The 19,336-nt window shown below is 29.4% G+C and carries 23 protein-coding genes and 1 pseudogene; 14 read left to right on the top strand and 10 right to left on the bottom strand.

Going from position 1 to position 19,336, the window contains the following annotated elements; genetic code table 11:
- Positions 1-45: 45 nt before the first annotated feature.
- Positions 46-1,950, bottom strand: a complete 1,905-nt coding sequence (locus LJD34_RS02190; RefSeq protein WP_227359083.1) for an NAD(+) synthase — start codon at positions 1,948-1,950, stop codon at positions 46-48.
- Between the two features lie 104 nt (positions 1,951-2,054).
- On the opposite strand from LJD34_RS02190, the gene LJD34_RS02185 reads away from it, so the two are divergent.
- From LJD34_RS02185 to LJD34_RS02165, 5 genes are all read left to right on the top strand, one after another.
- Positions 2,055-2,840, top strand: a complete 786-nt coding sequence (locus tag LJD34_RS02185; protein ID WP_032090504.1) for a ZIP family metal transporter — start codon at positions 2,055-2,057, stop codon at positions 2,838-2,840.
- 12 nt (positions 2,841-2,852) lie between these two features.
- Positions 2,853-3,068 carry a hypothetical protein gene (locus tag LJD34_RS02180; protein ID WP_022002891.1) on the top strand — a complete coding sequence of 72 codons (216 nt, stop codon included), beginning with the start codon at positions 2,853-2,855 and terminating at the stop codon, positions 3,066-3,068.
- A gap of 86 nt (positions 3,069-3,154) precedes the next feature.
- On the top strand, positions 3,155-4,117 hold the full coding sequence (locus LJD34_RS02175; protein ID WP_227359082.1) for a helix-turn-helix domain-containing protein: 963 nt from the start codon (positions 3,155-3,157) through the stop codon (positions 4,115-4,117).
- A 1-nt stretch (position 4,118) separates the two neighbouring features.
- The gene (locus LJD34_RS02170; RefSeq protein WP_227359081.1) at positions 4,119-4,310 is read left to right on the top strand and encodes a hypothetical protein; all 192 of its coding nucleotides are present in this window, start codon (positions 4,119-4,121) and stop codon (positions 4,308-4,310) included.
- 32 nt (positions 4,311-4,342) lie between these two features.
- Entirely contained in the window at positions 4,343-4,699 is a 357-nt protein-coding gene (locus tag LJD34_RS02165; protein WP_227359080.1) for a methyltransferase family protein, read from the top strand.
- Positions 4,700-4,707: 8 nt separating this feature from the next.
- Here the strand turns inward: LJD34_RS02165 and LJD34_RS02160 are convergent.
- The 4 genes and pseudogenes from LJD34_RS02160 to LJD34_RS02145 form a co-directional block, all read right to left on the bottom strand.
- Positions 4,708-5,217: pseudogene (locus tag LJD34_RS02160) on the bottom strand (GNAT family N-acetyltransferase).
- On the bottom strand, positions 5,214-6,575 hold the full coding sequence (locus LJD34_RS02155; RefSeq protein WP_227359079.1) for an MATE family efflux transporter: 1,362 nt from the start codon (positions 6,573-6,575) through the stop codon (positions 5,214-5,216). The pseudogene LJD34_RS02160 and the gene LJD34_RS02155 overlap by 4 nt, the downstream one beginning before the upstream one ends.
- Positions 6,559-7,002 (bottom strand): MarR family winged helix-turn-helix transcriptional regulator, encoded by a 444-nt coding sequence (locus tag LJD34_RS02150; RefSeq protein WP_147579523.1) that lies wholly within the window; start codon positions 7,000-7,002, stop codon positions 6,559-6,561. The genes LJD34_RS02155 and LJD34_RS02150 overlap by 17 nt, the downstream gene beginning before the upstream one ends.
- Positions 7,003-7,073: 71 nt before the next feature.
- The gene (locus LJD34_RS02145) at positions 7,074-7,622 is read right to left on the bottom strand and encodes a hypothetical protein (RefSeq protein ID WP_227359078.1); all 549 of its coding nucleotides are present in this window, start codon (positions 7,620-7,622) and stop codon (positions 7,074-7,076) included.
- Between the two features lie 103 nt (positions 7,623-7,725).
- Between LJD34_RS02145 and LJD34_RS02140 the strand changes: the two genes are divergently transcribed.
- Positions 7,726-8,493: a formate/nitrite transporter family protein gene (locus LJD34_RS02140; protein WP_032090498.1), complete on the top strand. Its 768-nt coding sequence runs from the start codon at positions 7,726-7,728 to the stop codon at positions 8,491-8,493.
- Position 8,494: 1 nt separating this feature from the next.
- Here LJD34_RS02140 and chbG read toward each other — a convergent pair whose 3' ends face one another.
- Positions 8,495-9,223, bottom strand: a complete 729-nt coding sequence (gene chbG / locus LJD34_RS02135) for a chitin disaccharide deacetylase (protein WP_227359077.1) — start codon at positions 9,221-9,223, stop codon at positions 8,495-8,497.
- A gap of 89 nt (positions 9,224-9,312) precedes the next feature.
- Here chbG and rdgB point away from each other — a divergent pair, with 89 nt between their 5' ends.
- The 3 genes from rdgB to LJD34_RS02120 are packed head-to-tail and all read left to right on the top strand — an operon-like array spanning position 9,313 to position 11,074.
- Positions 9,313-9,897 carry an RdgB/HAM1 family non-canonical purine NTP pyrophosphatase gene (rdgB, locus tag LJD34_RS02130; RefSeq protein ID WP_119363677.1) on the top strand — a complete coding sequence of 195 codons (585 nt, stop codon included), beginning with the start codon at positions 9,313-9,315 and terminating at the stop codon, positions 9,895-9,897.
- 12 nt (positions 9,898-9,909) lie between these two features.
- Positions 9,910-10,419, top strand: coding sequence for a tRNA (cytidine(34)-2'-O)-methyltransferase (locus tag LJD34_RS02125; protein WP_032090495.1), 510 nt, complete (start codon positions 9,910-9,912; stop codon positions 10,417-10,419).
- Complete coding sequence (locus LJD34_RS02120; RefSeq protein ID WP_227359076.1) at positions 10,409-11,074, top strand: TIGR01906 family membrane protein; 666 nt, start codon at positions 10,409-10,411, stop codon at positions 11,072-11,074. The genes LJD34_RS02125 and LJD34_RS02120 overlap by 11 nt, the downstream gene beginning before the upstream one ends.
- Here the strand turns inward: LJD34_RS02120 and LJD34_RS02115 are convergent.
- Positions 11,043-11,714 (bottom strand): restriction endonuclease, encoded by a 672-nt coding sequence (locus tag LJD34_RS02115; protein ID WP_119363675.1) that lies wholly within the window; start codon positions 11,712-11,714, stop codon positions 11,043-11,045. The genes LJD34_RS02120 and LJD34_RS02115 overlap by 32 nt on opposite strands.
- 39 nt (positions 11,715-11,753) lie before the next feature.
- Here LJD34_RS02115 and LJD34_RS02110 point away from each other — a divergent pair, with 39 nt between their 5' ends.
- Positions 11,754-12,356 (top strand): biosynthetic peptidoglycan transglycosylase, encoded by a 603-nt coding sequence (locus tag LJD34_RS02110; protein WP_147579529.1) that lies wholly within the window; start codon positions 11,754-11,756, stop codon positions 12,354-12,356.
- Positions 12,357-12,366: 10 nt separating this feature from the next.
- Here LJD34_RS02110 and LJD34_RS02105 read toward each other — a convergent pair whose 3' ends face one another.
- Both LJD34_RS02105 and LJD34_RS02100 read right to left on the bottom strand, forming a co-directional pair.
- The gene (locus LJD34_RS02105) at positions 12,367-12,765 is read right to left on the bottom strand and encodes a transcriptional repressor (protein WP_147579530.1); all 399 of its coding nucleotides are present in this window, start codon (positions 12,763-12,765) and stop codon (positions 12,367-12,369) included.
- A 55-nt stretch (positions 12,766-12,820) separates the two neighbouring features.
- Entirely contained in the window at positions 12,821-13,729 is a 909-nt protein-coding gene (locus tag LJD34_RS02100) for a hypothetical protein (protein ID WP_147579531.1), read from the bottom strand.
- Positions 13,730-13,769: 40 nt separating this feature from the next.
- On the opposite strand from LJD34_RS02100, the gene hflX reads away from it, so the two are divergent.
- Positions 13,770-14,975, top strand: coding sequence for a GTPase HflX (hflX, locus tag LJD34_RS02095; RefSeq protein WP_227359075.1), 1,206 nt, complete (start codon positions 13,770-13,772; stop codon positions 14,973-14,975).
- 20 nt (positions 14,976-14,995) lie between these two features.
- On the opposite strand, the gene LJD34_RS02090 is transcribed toward hflX, so the two are convergent.
- On the bottom strand, positions 14,996-16,480 hold the full coding sequence (locus LJD34_RS02090) for a DUF1846 domain-containing protein (RefSeq protein WP_227359074.1): 1,485 nt from the start codon (positions 16,478-16,480) through the stop codon (positions 14,996-14,998).
- Positions 16,481-16,603: 123 nt separating this feature from the next.
- Between LJD34_RS02090 and argF the strand changes: the two genes are divergently transcribed.
- From argF to LJD34_RS02075, 3 genes are all read left to right on the top strand, one after another.
- The gene (gene argF / locus LJD34_RS02085; protein WP_227359118.1) at positions 16,604-17,602 is read left to right on the top strand and encodes an ornithine carbamoyltransferase; all 999 of its coding nucleotides are present in this window, start codon (positions 16,604-16,606) and stop codon (positions 17,600-17,602) included.
- 73 nt (positions 17,603-17,675) lie between these two features.
- The gene (locus tag LJD34_RS02080) at positions 17,676-18,434 is read left to right on the top strand and encodes a metallophosphoesterase (protein WP_175300979.1); all 759 of its coding nucleotides are present in this window, start codon (positions 17,676-17,678) and stop codon (positions 18,432-18,434) included.
- Positions 18,427-19,239, top strand: coding sequence for a MurR/RpiR family transcriptional regulator (locus tag LJD34_RS02075; protein ID WP_147579535.1), 813 nt, complete (start codon positions 18,427-18,429; stop codon positions 19,237-19,239). The genes LJD34_RS02080 and LJD34_RS02075 overlap by 8 nt, the downstream gene beginning before the upstream one ends.
- Positions 19,240-19,336: the final 97 nt, after the last annotated feature.

The raw sequence follows: 19,336 nt of genomic DNA, 5'->3' as shown, positions 1-19,336 counted from the left end.
AAAGGATAAAATACGGAGTTAATAAAAAAAGAACTGCAAGCAGTTCTAAATTCTTTCGACTTCATCAAGCCATATTTGAACATTGGCATCACTTGGCATACGCCAATCACCACGAGGTGATAAAGCGACAGATCCAACTTTTGGACCATCGGGGATACAACTACGTTTAAATTGTTGACTAAAGAAACGCCAGTAGAATAAACGTAACCATTTTTTAATTGTATCTTTATCATATTTATCTTTGAAGGCAAGTTTTGTCTTTTTATAAAGTTTACGAGGTTCATCACCAAAACGTACCATATGATAAATAAAGAAATCATGGAGTTCATAAGGACCAACGATATCTTCTGTTTTTTGAACAATTTTATCATCTTCTTGAGGAAGAAGTTCAGGAGATACAGGAGTATCTAAAACATCTTGTAAAATTGTTTCAAGAACTTGACCTTTATAAAGAGAAGAAACATAGTCCACAAGATAACGCACAAGTGTTTTAGGAACCGAAACATTGACAGCGTACATGGACATATGATCACCATTATAAGTTGACCAACCTAAAGCAACTTCGCTTAAATCACCTGTTCCAATGACAAGTCCACCAATTTGATTTGCTTTATTCATTAAGATTTCAGTACGTTCACGGGCTTGAACATTTTCATAAGTAACATCATGTACATTTTCATCTTGATCAATATTTTTAAATTGCATTCTTACAACTTCAGCAATATTGACAGTTTGACTTGTCACTCCAAGTTCTTCCATGAGACCTAAAGCGTTGTTTTTTGTACGTGATGTTGTTCCAAAACAAGGCATGGTAATTGCATAAATATTCTTTTTATCATAACCTAATTTTTCAAATGCCATGACACAAACAAGGAGTGCAAGTGTTGAATCTAAGCCACCTGAAATACCAATTACGACTTTATTTATATGAGTAGCTTTTAATCTTTGCATTAAACCTCTTGTTTGAATTTCAAAGACTTCTTTACAACGTAATTCTCGAAGGGCAGGATTACTTGGTACAAAAGGATGAGGATCATAGTAATGATTTGTTTCAATATCAATCAAATCCATATCAAAGTAAACATAGTCATAATCATGATGAGATTGATAAGTTGTCATCTTTCTTCTTTCACTAATAAGTTTTTCAACATCTAAATCACCATAAATCACTTCAGCATCAAAACCAGTACTTTCATTAATAATCGTTCCATTTTCACAAATTAAATGATGCCCAGAGAAAACTACATCGGTTGTACTTTCTCCACTTCCTGCATTACTATAAACATATCCTGAAACAAGTTTTGCTGATTGCATTGAAACAAGGTTTCTTCGATAATCTTTTTTAGCAGTTAATTCATTGCTGGCAGATGTATTGCAAATGACCGTTGCTCCATTTAAAGCAAGTTCATTACTTGGCGCATTTGGAAGCCATAAATCTTCACAAATTTCTACACCTAATGTAAAACTTGGTAAATTTTGACAAGCAAAAACTACTTTACGACCAAATAAAACAATTTGTCCAAAAAGCTCAATTTCAATATTATCTTCAAAACAAGATGTAAAACGTCTGCCTTCGTAATATTCATTATAATTTGGAATATGATATTTAGGAACAATTCCTAAAATATTTCCATCATATAAAACAGCAGATACATTATATAAATTATTTTGATAATGAAAAGGTAAACCAATAACGACAATTTGTTGGTGTCCTTTTGTATCATGCATAATTTCTTCTAATTGAACAAGACATTCATTTAAAAGACGATTTTGTAAAAATAAATCTTCTAAAGTATAACCACTTAAAACAAGTTCAGGAAAAACAACCACTTGTGCTTTCTTTTCTCTTGTTTCTTTTAAGATCTTTTTAATTTCATTAGCATTATGTTTAACATTGCCAATAAGTGTATCAATTGATGCACTGGCAACTCTTATATATCCATCTTTCATAAAATTCCTCCATTTGTCCTTATTATAACAAAAACATAATTATTTTAGCATATCATTATGCAAAATATTCAAAATCTTTATAATAAAAGAAGAAGGAGAAATTTATGAATACATTATTATATCCATTATTTGGAACCTTATTTACATTTTTAATGACTACTTTAGGAAGTGCGTTGGTTTTTTTCTTTAAAGATGAAATCAAAGATTTTTATCAACAACTTTTTTTAGGATTTGCGGCAGGTATTATGATTGCAGCCTCTGTTTGGTCTTTATTGATTCCTTCCATGGAAATGGCGGAAGCCAATGGTCAAAATAGTGCCCTTATTTTAGGTGGAGGATTTATCATTGGAGCTTTATTCTTGCTTTTTTTAGATCATGTGATTCCTCATCAACACTTAAATGAAGACAAGCCTGAAGGTCCTAAAAGTATGTTGGGGAAAAATACGATGCTTGTTTTAGCAGTCACTTTACATAATATTCCTGAAGGATTTGCGGTAGGTTTGACTTTTGCGATTGCAGCAAGTAATTCGAGTATTACATTTGCTTCTGCACTTGCTTTAGCTCTTGGAATTGGACTTCAAAACTTACCTGAAGGAGCAGCTATTTCTCTTCCTTTAAAACAGGAAGGAATGTCACGTACAAAGGCTTTTGTTTATGGAAGTCTTTCAGGAATTGTTGAACCTATTGCAGGAGTTATTGCTGGTTTTACAATTCATATTATGCAAACAATATTACCTATTTGTTTATCATTTGCTGCAGGAGCGATGATGTATGTTGTAGTAGAAGAACTCATTCCAGAAGCACAGCTTGGTAAACATAGTCATGTCGGAACTTTTGGTGTTTTGAGTGGTTTTGTGATCATGATGTTAATGGATGTTTTTTTAGGATAAGAGGAGATTAAAATGTTCTATTTTTTATTTATGATTTTGATGTTTTACATTTTTGGAAAATTATTTTTCTTTGGCTTAAAGGCAGCTTGGGGACTTTCAAAATTTGTTTTAACGATTATTTTATTGCCGATTACTTTAATGGTGATGGTCTCATGTGGTTTGCTTTATTTTGCCTTTGTTTTATTAATTGTTGTAGGAATTATAAGCTTTTTTAAAACAAATATCTAAATGTCAACTGATAGTTGACAAAACGAAAAGTAGAGTTGGTAGTACTTTTTGGATAATTGTTCTAAGATAGAAACAGGAGGGAAGTTATGAATTTATCAGAAAAAATAATGATGTTAAGAAAAAAAGAAGGGTGGTCACAAGAAGAACTGGCTAACCATCTTCAAATTTCAAGACAAGCTGTTTCAAAATGGGAGTCAGGTCAATCGATGCCTGATACCGATAAAATTATTCAACTTAGCCAACTCTTTCATGTAACGACAGATTATCTATTATTAGATCAGGAAAATGAAGGGAACATTCAAACAGGGATTTATTTATCTTTGACACAAGTACAAGAATATTTAAAGATTAGAAAACAATCATCTTTAAAAATTGCATTTGCAACCTTTTTATGTGTGATTTCACCTATTCCATTAATTGGTTTTACAACGCTATGTCAGTACCAACGATTTTATATGGCAGAAAATTTAGCAATAAGTATAGGTCTTAGTTTTTTAATTATTTGTATTACGATAGCAGTTATCTTATTTTGTTTATGTGCTTTTAAAGTTAAAAAATATGATTTTTTAGAAAAAGAAGATTTTTCTCTTGAAAATAGTGTGAAAGAATACGCAGTTAAAGAAAAAGAAGCTTATCAAGATCACTATCACCGTTATCAAATTCTAGGCATTGCTCTATGTATTTTATCAGTTTTACCTATTTTTATCTTTTTAAATTATGAATTTTTAGAAAGTATTGCTGTTTGTTTTCTTTTATTGTTTGTAAGTATTGGTTGTTTTTTTCTTGTTTTAGCAGGAATTTATCAAAATGCATTGGATAAGATTCTACAAACAGGGGATTATACACCTGAACAAAAAAAGAAAAATGCTTTAAAATCAAAAATAAGTGCCATCTATTGGCTTGTTGTGACCGCTATTTTTCTTTATTATACCTTTGGTGAAAATGGTAATGGACAAATACAATATAGTTGGATTATTTGGGCAATAGCTGGTGTTTTATATGGTGTCGTGATGATCATTATAGATTTAATAAGTAGAAGAAGGAATTAAGATGCAAATAGTAGGATATATGATTTTGCTTGTCTTTTATCTTTGTTATTTTATAAAGATGTTTCAACAAAGAAAACAAGGAATTCAAACAGATCATATGGGAAAAGGAAAACAAGGAATTCAAAAGAAGATAGAAATAATGATGAAAGGAGCAACGATTGCTACTTTTATCATAGAAATACTAAGTATTTAAATACAACGACTTTTCCATTGATAATTCGCATCATGGGAATATTTTTAGGAATCATAGGAGATATTGTTTTTATTGCTTCTGTTTTAACAATGAAAGATAGTTGGCGTGTAGGAGTGAGCTATGAAGAAAAAACAGATTTGATTACAGATGGTATTTACCAAATTAGTCGTAATCCAGCCTTTTTAGGTTTTAATCTTGCTTATCTAGGAATGTGTTTAATGTTTTTTAATACAATTTTATTGATTATTTCATTACTTGCAATGATAATGTTTCATCTTCAAATTAAATATGTGGAAGAACCATTTTTAAAACAAGAATTTAAGGAACAATACCTTCAATATTATCAACAAGTTAATCGTTATATAGGAAAAAGGACAGGTTTTAAATAACTTGTCCTTTATATGTTTTCTTCAATAAAATGTTCATATTGATTCCAATATTTTTGATAAATCCGTTTCTTTCCATCAAGATTTATTTGATACATTCTAAAAATAACTGGAATATTTTTAGGCATCCAGTGTTCCTTATAAGAATAACAATAATGCATACCTGCTTTTTTCATAACATGACCACTATGAATATTTTTAATATCATGGGTAGCAGTTAAATAATTAAGTCCCTCTTTTTGAGCTTGTTGAATAATGGATTTTACAGCTTCACTCACAATTCCTTGATGCCAGTATTATTTTTTTAAACAAATAGCATAAGCGTATCCTTGTTCCTTTTGATAAATAGAAGCATATCTTTCTTGATAAAAGCTTTTAGCTTCATCTAGATTTTTTAAAGGAAACCAAGGAAGAAACTGGTTGACTTCCTTATCAGAAAAAATGTCATAAAAAGCTTCTAAATCATTTTCATTGAATTTTCTTAAAATCAATCTACGTGTGTTTAATGTTGGGGTATTCATACGGCTTCCTTACATTTTTGTTGAAGTTTTCTACCAATCGTCAACCACATGGTAATATAACAAGCACCACCACCGATAAAGTTACTGATAGCTTCAGCAATAAAGACACCATTAATACCAATAAATTTTGGTAGAATGACAGTTAAAGGAGCAACAATGATTACTTTTCTAAAGATCGAAAAGAAAATCGCTTGTTTTGATTTTCCTAAACCAACGGCAGTTGATTGTCCAACCATTTGGAAAGTCATCATAAAGAAACCAAAAAAATAAAGATGTAAAGATGTGATACCATGACTAATGATTTTTTGATTATGTGTAAAGATTTGAATGAAAAATTCAGGGAATAGGGTAATTGCAAGCCATATCACAAACATCATTATAAAAGAAACAATTGTGACAAACTTAATACCTGTAAGAACACGTTTATATTCTTTAGCCCCATAGTTATAACCTAAAACTGGTTGACAGGCATTGGCCATTCCTTGACCGGGTAATTGAGCAATTTCACGAATGGAGTTGATAATTGTCATGATGGCGATATAAAGATCTCCACCGTAAGTTTGTAAAGTCGAATTACAAACAATCGTCACAACAGAATTGGTAATCCCCATCATAAAGCCAGCTGTACCAAGTGAAAAAATACGTTTTACATAGTAGAAATTAAGTTTAAAATATTTTTTTCTAAGTTTCAAAATAGTTTGTTTACCTGTTAAAAATTGTAAGGTCCATAAAGCAGAAACACCTTGAGAAATGACGGTCGCAATGGCAGCTCCTTTAACATTCATATGTAAAACAAAGATAAATAGAGGATCTAAAATAATATTTAAAATAGCACCGATAAGAACTGTCATCATTCCGACTTTCGCAAAACCTTGACTATTAATAAAACTATTCATCCCTAGACTTACTAAAACAAAAATAGTTCCAATTAAGTAAATAGATAAATAATCCAAAGCATAACTAATGGTATGTTTACTGGCACCAAAAGCCCATAAAATATCTTCTTTGAAAATAAAACCAACAATCGTAAGAATAATTCCAAAGATGACAAGTAAAGAAAATGAATTACCCATGATTTCTTCAGCGTCATCATTTTTACCTTGACCTCTCGCAATTGAACAAAGAGGGGAACCACCCATACCAAAGAGGTTTGCAAAAGCCATGACAATGGAAATAATTGGTAAACAAATTCCTAGACCACCCATAGCAAGGGTCGCTACATGAGGAATACGTCCAATATAAATACGATCAATAACATTGTATAAAACATTAATGAGTTGAGCGACAATCATTGGTCCCGCAATTGACATAATATGTTTAGGAATACTTCCTATCGCAAAGTTATTTTGTGTTTCCATGTGTATCCTCCTTTTCTAAGGTATTATTCATTTGTTTAAGCAAACTAATAATTTCTCGTTGTTCTTTTTTAGAAAGTCCTTGTAAAATAAATTGGTCGCTTTCTAAACAAATTTGTTTGACAAGTTTTGCTTTTTCTTTTCCAAGTTTAGTTAGATGAATTAGAATAGAACGCTTATCATGATTTTGATTTTTCTTTTCAATATAATTCATCTTTTCCATCTTATTAAGTAAGGAGGTTGTTGTAGATTTATCTACAATACATAGTTTTCCTATTTCTTTAGGAGACAAGGGACCATGCTCATCTAAACATTGAAGGACTTTACTTTGTCCTGGTAAAACATCGATTTGTATTGTTCTTTGATTGATCCATCTTTTTTGATGATTAGAACATTTAAGTAATTGAAAATAAAATTGATCTTCTAACATAAGTGCCTCCTATATAGTTTGGATTCAAACTATATTTTATGCTTCTTTTTTTAGAAGTCAAGACTGATAACTTATTGGTACAAATTTTGGCATTCATAACAAAATGAGTCGTTTTTAAAATAGGAAAGCATTTTTTCTACTTCTTTTAAATTATCATTTTTATTTTTTTCTATGATCCAAGTTTCATTATGATAGGGAATAATAAGTTTGTTGGTTTTTGAAGTAGCATTTTTTAAATAGGATGAAGGAATTTGTACAAGTTGGTTTCCTTTGCGGTCATAAAAAGTTAAGCCTGCTTGCCAATAGGCAAGTAAATACATTTTATGGACTCTTTTATAAGTAGCATAAAGTAAGAAAATCATTAAAATGCAACATAAAGCAACCATATCAAAATGATGTATTTGAAATTGAATAAATATACATAATAATAAAACAATAATTAAAATAGGAAGGACAAGTAAAAATGCATAAGCTTGATAATATCCAGAAACAAAAAGATGGGGTTTATTAAAAGTATTTGCATCTTTTTGTATTTGTTTTGATGTTTTTTTAGTAATTATTTTTTCTGCTTGTTTTTCAATAGCTTTTGTAATTAGTTCTTGAATTATATGATTGAACATAAGACCACCTCATAGATAAAATAACATGTAAAATAAGTAAAAACAATGAAAGTGGTTACATTTATATGTTTTTTATGTTATTGTAAGAAACGGAGGAAATTTTATGGATTATGAATTATTAGAGAAAGCTGCCATGACAAAATATGAAATGTCTAAAAAAGATCCGTTTCGTTTTTTTATAAGAAGTATTGTGGCAGGTCTTTATTTAGGTCTTGCGACCATTTTATCTTATACATTGGCAGTTTTACTTGTAGAACATCATGTAATTGCGGCTAAGATTGCATTTGCGGGAGCTTTTGGAATTGGTTTAGTGATTATTGTTTTACTTGGATCAGAGCTATTTACGGGAAATTGTTTTACCACGATGTTTCCAGTTTACCATAAAAGATTAAAATTTTTAGATATTTTACCAATGTGGGGAATTTGTTATGTAGGAAACTTCGTGGGAATTGCCTTGATTTGTTTTTTATTTATTAAAAGTGGTGTCAATCATGAAGCGATGAATCAATATCTTGCAAACGTCGTTTCTAATAAATTAAGTTTTGATGGTTTAGAACTTTTTATTAAAGGAATTCTATGTAATTTTATTGTATGTGCGGCTGCATTTGTTGGCATGAAACTAAAAGAAGAAATGGCTAAAACATTTATTATGATGATTATTGTCATGACATTTGTTTTACCAGGATTTGAACATAGCATTGCGAATATGGGAACATTTTCTATGACCTTTACCGCTTTGGGTACAAGCATATCTTGGAGTGGAGTAGGATTACATATGTTACTTTCGACTTTAGGAAATATTATTGGGGGAAGCATTCTTCTTGGCTTACCAATCTATTTAATGATTCGACCAAAAAAAACTAGCGAATAAGCTAGATTTTTTTAATAGCATGGTAATTAATGAATTCAATATCTTTCGTCATTTCTTTAACTTTTTGACTACATAAGAGATCTAATTCATGAGCACGTCTTAAATGATAAGAAGATATTTGGTAAAGTTTCCAATCAATCATGGCAGGATGGCACATCAATTCATAATTTTCAATATTTTTATGTAAAATCATATTAATCATTTCAAAAGTTGCATCTTGATTATAGAAAAGTTCTTCAAAATAAACCGGTTCAAAGTCTTTTTGTAAGTACGTTTCTTGACGAATAGGTAAATCATATTCATGGGCCAGTTTTAAAACGACATCCCTGTTGCTTTTAAGTAAATGAACATGATGATGAGAATCTAAATGGGTTGGTTTATGCCCTGTAATTTTGATGAACTTTTCAATTTGGGCTTTCCATTCTTGATACAGTTCTTCTTGTAATACAATCGCTTCTCGATTTTTATAAGTATCTCTTGATTTGAAATTTCCTTTTTCATCAATAAAGCTAACTTTCGTTAAAGGCTTTCCAACGGTAATATTTAAATGAACTCCTAAACCTAAATTTGGATACGCTTTTGTCATTTCTAAATATTTTTCAATATTTTCCATATTCATCATACAAGTTGTTGAAGTTAAAATACCATCTCTATGTGCTTTTAAAATTCCTAAACATACACCTTCTGATAAACCAAAATCATCAGCGTTAACAATTAATTTTTTAATCATAATGAACCTCCTAAAGATATTATAAAGAAAATAAGTGAACTATGATACAAAAAATGCTAAAATACATACAAAGAAAGTGAGATGAAAATATGAAAGAACTCATAGTGGCGACAACCAATCAAGGAAAAGTTAAAGAAATTCAAGCAATGTTAAAGGATTTAAATATTGAAGTCAAATCTTTAAAAGATGTTTATGATGATGTTCCAGATATTGTTGAAGATGGAAAAACATTTAAAGAAAATGCTTTGATTAAAGCAAAATATGTTGCTGATGATTTACATAAAATTGTTTTAGCGGATGATAGTGGCATTGAAATCGATGCTTTTGGAAAGCTTCCAGGAATCTATTCTGCTCGCTTTTTAGGAAAAGATACCCCTTATCCAATTATCAATCAAGCAATCATTGATGCAATTGAAGGTAAAGAAAGAACATGCCGCTTTGTATGTGCTCTAGCTTTATGTATTCCAGATCAAGAACCTATCTTGATTCAAGAAACATTTGAAGGTGAAATTCATGATCATATTGCCGGGGTCAATGGTTTTGGCTATGATCCGATTTTCTATTTCCCACCTTGTCAAAAAACAAGTGCAGAGATGACTTTAGAAGAAAAAAATAAATACTCACACCGTGCTAAAGCACTTAAAAAATTATATGCAATTTTAAAAGAATTATAGAAGGAGATAAAAATGAACCATATTGTATTAGTACACCCAGCAATTCCTCAAAATACTGGAAATATTATGAGAACATGTGTCGCAACCAATACAGCGTTACATATTATTAAACCTATGTCATTTGAATTAGATGATAAAAAAATGAAAAGAGCGGGGCTTGATTATATTAAAGATTTAGATTTACATGTCTATGAATCTTATGAAGAATTCAAAGCTAAAAACCCAGGAGAATATCATTTTTTTACACGCTATTCAAAACTTTGTTATACGGATCAAGATTATAGTGATAGTTCTAAGGAACATTATTTATTCTTTGGACATGAACATGATGGAATTCCTAAAGAAATTTTAAAAGAAAATTTAGATCGTTGTGTACGTATTCCAATGTCAGATAAAGTAAGAAGTCTTAATTTATCTAACTGTGCAGCGCTTACGATTTATGAAGTTTTAAGACAACAAGATTATCCAAACCTTTCTAAAGTAGAAGTTCAAAAAGGTGAAGAATTTTTATATGACTTATAGTAAAAAAGATATACTGACAAGTATATCTTTCATGCTATTTATCATTTCTTTTTCTGTTGTTTTTGTTGCCTTTTTTAAACCACTTTATTATTTTGATATTCATCATTTAAAACTTGTTGAAAATACACATTATACATATCAACAAATTAAAGAAAATTATCAAATCTTAATACATTATCAATCTATCTTTTATCAAGGAAAACTTGTTTTTAAAGATTTTATCATGTCAAAAGGTGGACGTATTCATTTTGAAGAAGTGAAACGCATTTTTGAAATAATTCAAATAGTATGTTTGCTTACTTTTTGTACAACTTCTTATTTGGTTTATAGACAAATTAAACAAAAAGAATATCGCTTTTTTAAATTGACAGCCATTTTAACGATTGTCATTCCTTTGATTTTAGGCTTCTTTGCTTTTATTGATTTTGATCGTTTATTTGTGATGTTTCATCAATTGGTGTTTAGTAATGATTATTGGCTTTTTAATCCTCGTCTAGATCCAATTATTAATATTTTGCCTGAAAACTTTTTTATGCATTGTTTTATATTGATTGTTTTTATTGTTTTATTCAGTGCATTTATTTGTTATAAAATCTATCAACATTATCAAAAAACGATTCTAGCTATTGATAATCATGAATCGTATACTCTTTAATTTGATTATATTTTTTATAACGTAATGTTTTAAAAAACATATAAATAAGTAAAAGAAGATGAAAAAGACAGATACTCAAATAAATAAGATCACGCAATTGTAAGTATATGTAGTAAAAAAGGCCAATAATGAAGATATCAACAATATAACAATAAAAAGGTATTTGACTAGAAAAGAGTTTGGATTTTTTAAGCATTTTTAAAAGCTTTTGACGATCAATTAATAAAATATCATTGACAGCAGCTAATTGATAAGCGGCTTCTGTAAAATAAGAATTGGTAATAACGATTGCTCGATCTAAATGATAGTAAGAAATACCACCATATGCTTGTTGAATAGCGCTGACACCAATATTTTTTTGATATCTTTTACATTGAAATCCATAAGAAACTTGATTCTTTTTGGCAAGAAGATCAATGCCGTAATCACCACTTGCTTGAGTGATTTTGACAGAATGATAACCGCTTTTAATAAGCAATTTTTGAATCAGTAACTCAAATTCAAAGCCAGAAAGTTGATCAATTTTATTTTCATTGATATGTAAACAAAAAATATTTTTATAAAATTGAAAAATCCAATGAATAAGTGTTTTAATAAACCAATAAGGATATAAAAGAAAAATTTTATAAATAAAAGACATAAATTCACCTCTACGTGATTATAACATAAGGAGTATTCTATGAAAAAACTACTTTTTAAAATGATTATAATATTATTAGTTATTATTACTGGTTTTTGTGGGTACTATGGTTATTTAGGCTATCAAATTTACCAAGATAAAATCCAAGAACAATCTTTATCTGAAAGAGTCAATCAACTAAAGAGTAAAGAAGATTATGTAACTCTTGATCAAATTTCACCGATATATAAAGAAGCAGTATTAGAAAGCGAAGATCGACGTTTTTATAAACATGGTCCTGTAGATTATTATGGTTTAGCACGTGCCATGTTTATAAATATTACAACCTTTTCTTTTAAAGAGGGTGGTTCAACTATTACGCAACAACTTGCTAAAAATCTTTGTCTTTCTTTTAAAAAAAATCTTTCACGTAAATTTGCGGAAGTCTTTATCGCTAAAGATTTAGAAGATCACTATAGTAAAGATGAAATTTTAGAAATGTATTTGAATATTACTTATTTAGGTGAAGGGAACTATGGGATTCAAGCAGCAAGTCAATATTATTATCATATTGACGCAATAGATTTAAATAAGCAACAATGTGATATACTAGTTAAAACTTTAAAAAGACCAAGTGTTTATAATCCATCTAAAGTGAATTAAAAGACAGCAATTAAGCTGCCTTTTTTTCTAAACATTTTTCACAGATACCTGACATATTGATATCAATAACATCAATATGATGCTTGTACGTTTTTTCAAATTGTTTAATAATTTTTTTATCATTATTATCAAGATCATAGATTGTTTGGCAACAGTTACACATAAAGTGCATATGTGGTTGAATATTGCCATCATAGTGAACCATGGTATCTCCTAAATCGAGTTTTTTGATTTGTTTTGTTTCAACAAGTTGATTTAAATTACGATATACTGTTCCTAAGCTTAAATGGTGATAATCTACTTTTAAGTCCTGATAAATCATTTCTGCAGTAGGGTGATCGTATCTATGTTTTAAATTGTTGAAAATGAGCTCTCTTTGTTTAGAGTATCGAATCTTAATTTCTTTCATAATTTTCTCCTAATAGTAATGGTTACTATTATTATAAATAAATACCATACATCTGTCAAATCAATCCAAATTGAAGAAATAGTAAACAAAGAATAAAAGAAAGAATTCCATGATAGAGACGAGAAAGAAAATATTTTTTAAAAGAATAGGGAATAGCTTCTAAGAGATTATCAGCTTGCATCATAACGGAAAAACCACTAAAAGAGAGAAAGAAACATACAAAAGGAAGCATTTTTTTGGACTGATGAATGATCTTTAAAGAGCCACTACTAAATTCTAAAATTCCTTTAAGATAATCAAAAGAAAATTGAGGAAAAACATCTTGTAAAAAAGAAACAAAAAATTGGAAAATCAACATATATCCTAAAATAAAGAGGAAAGCATAGACACTGGAAAGAACACTTTTTTTAAAGGCTTTTACAAAAGAAAGATGTGGTTGTTTTAAAGTTTGTCGTACTTGTTTAAAGGTAAGTTTTTTTTGAGGATGGTGATAAAATAGGGCAAGTATGAGACTTGGTAGAAGATGACAAATAAAAATCAAAAGAGAATAGGGTGTGTTTAAGGAAACAAAAATAAAAGAGATGGAACTAAAAGAAGCAATGGAGAGAAGATGTTGAAGTTCATCAAGATCGATATAATGAAGTTCATAAGCTTCTTTAATAATTTTGATATTGGTTGGATAACCACAAAAAAAGGAGACAAAATAAAGAGAGGACATCATTGGTGTCAATGAAAATAAATTATAAAAAGGAATTTGTAAAAAATAAGCAAGGATATCTAAAATACCTAGATTTAAACAAAGTGAAACAAGAATCATAAACGGAAGTAAAGAGGGTAGAAGATTTTTAAAGACAATGGTAATGACATCATGGCTGACATCAACAATTGTTGACATATGAAAAAAAGAAAAAAGTGTTAAAAATGTGACAAAGAGTAAAGTAAAATAGTCATTATATCTTTTCATAGCGTCTCCTAATTGGTAGAATACTTAAAGAGGTGAAAGAATGAAAGCAATCTTAGTATTAACATCAACAAATCCTTTTTATGAAGAAGAATTAAAATCTTTATGTGAGGCGTGTCATATTGAAGTGATTGATGTTGTGATTCAAAAATTAGAAAAAATAAATCCAGCAACGTATATTGGTAAAGGTAAAATTGAAGAAATTAAATTAAAACTTCAAGATGAAATGGTTATCTTTGATGATGAATTGACACCACTACAAGTTAAAAACTTAACGGATTTACTTGAAACAGAAGTTACAGATCGAACAGATTTGATTTTACGTATTTTTAATGAGCGTGCTAAAACAAAAGAAGCTAAATTGCAAGTAGAAATTGCTCGTGATCAGTATTTATTACCACGTCTTGTGGGAATGCAAGAACATATGTCTCATCAACAAGGTGGTTCAGGTTTTAGGGGCTCAGGTGAAAAACAAATTGAACTTGATCGAAGAATCATTGCTAGAAAGCTTGCCCGCTCTCGAAAAGAACTGGCCGAAATCGTCAAACAAAGACAAGTACAAAGACAAAGAAGAAAGAATAACCAAATTCCGGTTATTGCTTTAGTAGGTTATACAAATAGCGGAAAATCGACTTTATTGAATACGTTATGTCCTGATAAACAAAAGAAAGTTTTTGAAAAAGATATGTTATTTGCGACTTTAGAAACATCCACAAGACATATTAAAATAAAAAATCATGATTGTTTACTTACAGATACTGTTGGTTTTATTGAAAGATTGCCTCATCATTTAATTCAAGCTTTTCGTTCCACTTTAGAAGAAGTAAAAGAAGCAGATCTTTTATTACATGTTGTAGATACAAGTTTTGAAGACTATCAAATGCAAATAGAAACAACCAATGAAGTCTTAAAATCATTAGGCGTTGAAAATACACCAATGATTTATGTTTATAATAAAATTGATTTAAATAAATATGCTTATATCCAACCACAATCACCTTATGTTTTTATTTCAGCAAAATATAAAAGAGGTCTTGATTTATTAGAAGATGAAATCTCACATCTTCTCTTTAAAGATTATGAAGTATTTGAACTCTCTATTCCTTATAGTCAAGGAGAAGATTTTAAATATTTACATCAACATTGTTATGTAAAAGAAATAGAATACTTAGAAAAGAGTATTTATTTGAAAATAGAAGCAAGAAAACAAGAAATAAAGAACTATTTACAGTATTGCTTAAAACATTAAAAAAATAAGCCAAAATTGGCTTATTTTTGATATATACGATTAAATTGGAATTTATCTTCTGAAGTTAAACGAATACCTAAACGTTTTAAAGTATCGATATCTGTTTCAGATAAGATGACTGATGAATGGGCTTCACAGTATTGTAATTGTTCAATACATGATAAAGCTTTTTTAGCGTTTTCATTATTATTTGCAGAAATAGCTAATGAAAGTAAAATTTCATCTGTATGTAAACGAGGATTCTTATTTTTTAAGATTCCCTTTTTTAGTTTAGCAACAGGTTCAATAACTTCAGGTTCAATTAGTAAAATATCATCATCAATATTGGCAAGATATTTTAATGCATTTAATAAACATGCTGAAGCACTTCCAAGTAAAGATGTTGTTTTACCAGTGATAATATGTCCATCATTAAGTTCAATCGCAAATCCTGGTTCGTTGGTTTTTTCTTCGATTTCTAATGCATGATTGACACATTTACGATCTATAGCTTTTAAATCTAAAGTAAGCATGATGGCTTCAATTTTAGAGATTGCTGATTTATCAACAAGACCACGTTTAAAATCAAGTTTTGTTTGATAATAACGACGAATGATTTCTTGTTTACTTGCTTCTTTACATGCTTCATCATCAATAATTGCATTTCCAGCCATATTTACACCCATATCAGTAGGTGATTTATAAGGACAAGTTGACATGATTTTTTTGAATGTTGATTCTAAAACCGGAAAGATTTCAACATCTCTATTATAGTTGACAGTTGTTTTGTTATAAGCTTCTAAATGGAATGGGTCAATCATATTGACATCATTTAAATCTGCTGTAGCTGCTTCATAAGCTAAGTTTACAGGATGTTTTAAAGGAATGTTCCAAATAGGAAATGTTTCAAATTTTGCATATCCTGCTTTAATACCATGAGTGTATTCATGATAAAGTTGTGATAAACAAGTCGCCATTTTTCCACTTCCTGGACCAGGCGCTGTTACGACAACAAGTGGTTTTGTTGTTTCAATGTAATCATTGATTCCAAATCCTTCTTCCGAGACGATTTTTTCAATATCATTTGGATAACCTGCAATAGGATAATGCCTAAAGACTTTAATTCCTAAGTTTTCTAGTTTCTTTTGAAAAGCAATAGCATGTACTTGGTTTTCAAAACGTGTAATTGTAACACTTCCAACATAAAGTCCAATGTTTTGGAAAGCGTCAATCAATCTTAAAACTTCTAAATCATAAGTGATTCCTAGATCACCACGCATTTTATTGTTTTCAATGTCATTGGCGTTAATGACAATAATAATTTCTGCATCTTGTTTCAATTCTAATAACATTTTTAATTTACTATCAGGTTCAAATCCTGGTAAAACACGAGATGCATGGTGGTCATCAAATAATTTACCACCAAATTCTAAATAAAGCTTGTTATCAAATTGTTTGATACGTTCTTTGATATGTTTTGATTGTAATTCAATGTATTTTTCGTTACTAAATCCAATTTTTCTCATCTTTCATTTTCTCCCTGTTCCTTATTATATATAATTTGTCTTATTTTTAAACAAAATAATAATTATTTATCAATATTGAAGAAATATCAATATTTTGATAAAATTATGGTTATTAAAAGGGGGATTATTATGAATTTTAAAAATAGACATTTTTTAACATTAAAAGATTATTCAAAAGAAGAAATTAGATATTTATTGGACTTAGCACATCAATTAAAAGCTGATAAAAAAGCAGGAAAAATTGGACAACATTTATTAGGGAAAAATGTATGTTTGATTTTTGAAAAAACATCAACAAGAACACGTTGTTCATTTGAAGTGGCTGCTTTAGATGAAGGTGGACATGCTACATTTTTAAGTAACTCACAAATGGGGAAAAAAGAATCCATTGAAGATACAGCTAAAGTATTAGGTAGAATGTATGATGGTATTGAATTTAGAGGATTTAAACAAGAAACAGTAGAAGCTCTTGCTAAATATTCAGGAGTTCCAGTTTGGAATGGCTTAACTGATGTTGATCATCCAACACAAACACTTGCTGATTTTCTTACAATTGAAGAACATTTAGATAAACCATTAGAAGATATTAAATTTGTCTTTACTGGAGATATTCGTAACAATGTATGTTATGGTTTAATGTATGGAGCTGTTAAAATGGGAATGCATTTTGTTTGCCTTGGTCCAAAATCATTACATATCGATCCAGAAGTACTTGCTTATTGTAAGGAAGAAGCTAAAAAATCGGGTGGAACAATTGAAGTGACAGATAATGTAGATGAAGCAGTAAAAGATGCAGATGTTATTTATACAGATATTTGGGTAAGTATGGGTGAAGATGAAAGCTTGTATAAACCAAGAGTAGAAATGTTGTCACCATATAAAGTTACTCAAGAAATGATGAGTAAAACAGGTAAAGATTCAACATTATTTATGCATTGTTTACCATCATTCCATGATTTTGAAACAACTGTTGCTAAAACAAAACATGACGAAGGAATCGATATTCGTGAAGTTGAAGATGAAGTCTTTAGATCAAAGAATTCTGTTGTTTTTGATGAAGCTGAAAACAGAATGCATACAATTAAAGCAGTTATGGTAGCGACAATTGGAAGAGATGCGTAAGCATCTTTTTAAAATTAACTCTTTTTTAAGCAAATTGTTTAATTTTGTGCTATGATAATTTTAGGTGATCATCATGAAAGGCAAGACATATGTACTTTCTGACATTCATGGTAATTTTGAAATATTCAAAAGAATGTTAGATAAAATACAATTTAATAGTCATGATCAACTTTATATACTTGGAGACATTTGTGATCGTGGACCTTGTAGTTTGGATATTTATTTTTATATTCAAAAATTTGATAATATTACCTTACTCAAAGGAAACCATGAATATATGATGCAAGAGGCTTTAAAAGAAGCCATTGATCACGATGATTTTGATTTTCCAAGTTGTGAATTTAAGCTTTGGTCACAAAATGGCGGAGAAAAAACGATTGAAAATATCCGTTCATATCTACGTAAAAAGAAATTGTATCATTGTGATTACACCATTGTAAGAAATGTTTTTTTAAGAAATCTCTATAATTATCTTAAAAACTTACCTTTGTATTTAGAATTAACAGTCAATAATAAAGATTATGTTCTAGTTCATGCTGGAATTGATCCTGAAAGAAATCTTGATGATCAAGAAGAGGATACTCTTTTATGGATTCGTGATTATTTCTTTTTAAGCGAATGTGATTTAAATAAGACTTATATTTTTGGTCATACCCCACTTTGTTTTATTAATAGAAATCAAAGTTTTAATGTTTGGTATGATGATGAATTTCATAATAAAATTGGAATTGATGGGGGACTTGCTTTAGGAGAAAGAGGTCAACTTAATTGTATTTGTTTAGATGATGGACAAGTATTTGTCCTTAAAATGAGTGAGGTAAACGATGCGTAGTGCTTTTTATGCTTTAATTAATTTTATCAATACATCAAAAGTAGATGATGTTTATTCCAATGCAGCAAAGATGATTTTAGAAAATATTAATAAAATACCAGAATATAATATTACGGATGTGGCAGAAATGTGTTTTGTTTCTACAGCGACGATTTCAAGGTTGTGTCGAAAATTAAATTATGAAAGTTTTAGTGACTTTAAAATGGATGTCACCATGAATTTACGTTATTTTAATCATGATTCCATGCGTATGCAATTTGATCATCAATTGCCTGTTTTTCCTGTTGAAGGAAAAACAACCAAAGATTTATTTAGCGATCATTTTGAAAATATTGTACAAAACTTAAGATCAACTTATGAAATGATCGAATTTGAAGAATTAGAAAAACTGGTAGATCTTATTTATCAAAGTAATGAAATTTGTTTTGCGGGAAACTTTTTTACTCAGTCAGTTTCCATGCAATTACAAATTGAATTATCTTATTTAGGAAAGAAATGTACAGGGATGTATCCTTTACAAAGTCAAAAAGAAGTGGTTCATGATTTAACAGAAAATGATTTGATTATTGTTTCTTCGATTGCAGGAGGTTATTGGCAAGATCATCCAGATATGTTAAGAGAGATTGCAAAAAGTAAAGCACACAAAATATGTATTACTCAAGTAGAAAATATACCATATCAAGAGCAATTTGATATGATTATTCAAGTAGGAACAGATCATTTATCTTTGATTGGTAAGTTTTCGATTACGTACATTTTTGAATTATTAGAAGCACTTTATCATATAAAATATGGAAGAGTATAAGAAAAAGGCGCTCTAAATAATCGAGTGCTTTAGCGAAATTCGCTCTAAATTATTAAGGGGGATATTGATGTGGAATCAGTATTCCCTCTAAAATATT

Source organism: Faecalibacillus sp. MSK20_93, from assembly GCF_020589945.1.
In the GTDB taxonomy this organism is placed as follows: Bacteria; Bacillota_I; Bacilli_A; order Erysipelotrichales; family Coprobacillaceae; genus Faecalibacillus; species Faecalibacillus intestinalis.
This window is presented reverse-complemented; position numbering and strand designations above follow the sequence as displayed.

Bases quoted from the DNA above. Each gene is read 5' to 3' on its own strand.
- LJD34_RS02090 (WP_227359074.1), bottom strand. From the start codon at position 16,480: ATGAGAAAAATTGGATTTAGTAACGAAAAATACATTGAATTACAATCA.
- LJD34_RS02170 (WP_227359081.1), top strand. From the start codon at position 4,119: ATGCAAATAGTAGGATATATGATTTTGCTTGTCTTTTATCTTTGTTAT.
- LJD34_RS02190 (WP_227359083.1), bottom strand. From the start codon at position 1,950: ATGAAAGATGGATATATAAGAGTTGCCAGTGCATCAATTGATACACTT.
- LJD34_RS02150 (WP_147579523.1), bottom strand. From the start codon at position 7,002: ATGTTAGAAGATCAATTTTATTTTCAATTACTTAAATGTTCTAATCAT.
- LJD34_RS02115 (WP_119363675.1), bottom strand. From the start codon at position 11,714: ATGTCTTTTATTTATAAAATTTTTCTTTTATATCCTTATTGGTTTATT.
- LJD34_RS02180 (WP_022002891.1), top strand. From the start codon at position 2,853: ATGTTCTATTTTTTATTTATGATTTTGATGTTTTACATTTTTGGAAAA.
- LJD34_RS02100 (WP_147579531.1), bottom strand. From the start codon at position 13,729: ATGAAAAGATATAATGACTATTTTACTTTACTCTTTGTCACATTTTTA.
- LJD34_RS02145 (WP_227359078.1), bottom strand. From the start codon at position 7,622: ATGTTCAATCATATAATTCAAGAACTAATTACAAAAGCTATTGAAAAA.
- LJD34_RS02165 (WP_227359080.1), top strand. From the start codon at position 4,343: ATGGGAATATTTTTAGGAATCATAGGAGATATTGTTTTTATTGCTTCT.
- LJD34_RS02080 (WP_175300979.1), top strand. From the start codon at position 17,676: ATGAAAGGCAAGACATATGTACTTTCTGACATTCATGGTAATTTTGAA.
- LJD34_RS02185 (WP_032090504.1), top strand. From the start codon at position 2,055: ATGAATACATTATTATATCCATTATTTGGAACCTTATTTACATTTTTA.
- LJD34_RS02120 (WP_227359076.1), top strand. From the start codon at position 10,409: ATGACTTATAGTAAAAAAGATATACTGACAAGTATATCTTTCATGCTA.
- LJD34_RS02155 (WP_227359079.1), bottom strand. From the start codon at position 6,575: ATGGAAACACAAAATAACTTTGCGATAGGAAGTATTCCTAAACATATT.
- rdgB (WP_119363677.1), top strand. From the start codon at position 9,313: ATGAAAGAACTCATAGTGGCGACAACCAATCAAGGAAAAGTTAAAGAA.
- LJD34_RS02175 (WP_227359082.1), top strand. From the start codon at position 3,155: ATGAATTTATCAGAAAAAATAATGATGTTAAGAAAAAAAGAAGGGTGG.
- LJD34_RS02105 (WP_147579530.1), bottom strand. From the start codon at position 12,765: ATGAAAGAAATTAAGATTCGATACTCTAAACAAAGAGAGCTCATTTTC.
- LJD34_RS02075 (WP_147579535.1), top strand. From the start codon at position 18,427: ATGCGTAGTGCTTTTTATGCTTTAATTAATTTTATCAATACATCAAAA.
- LJD34_RS02125 (WP_032090495.1), top strand. From the start codon at position 9,910: ATGAACCATATTGTATTAGTACACCCAGCAATTCCTCAAAATACTGGA.
- LJD34_RS02140 (WP_032090498.1), top strand. From the start codon at position 7,726: ATGGATTATGAATTATTAGAGAAAGCTGCCATGACAAAATATGAAATG.
- hflX (WP_227359075.1), top strand. From the start codon at position 13,770: ATGAAAGCAATCTTAGTATTAACATCAACAAATCCTTTTTATGAAGAA.
- chbG (WP_227359077.1), bottom strand. From the start codon at position 9,223: ATGATTAAAAAATTAATTGTTAACGCTGATGATTTTGGTTTATCAGAA.
- LJD34_RS02110 (WP_147579529.1), top strand. From the start codon at position 11,754: ATGAAAAAACTACTTTTTAAAATGATTATAATATTATTAGTTATTATT.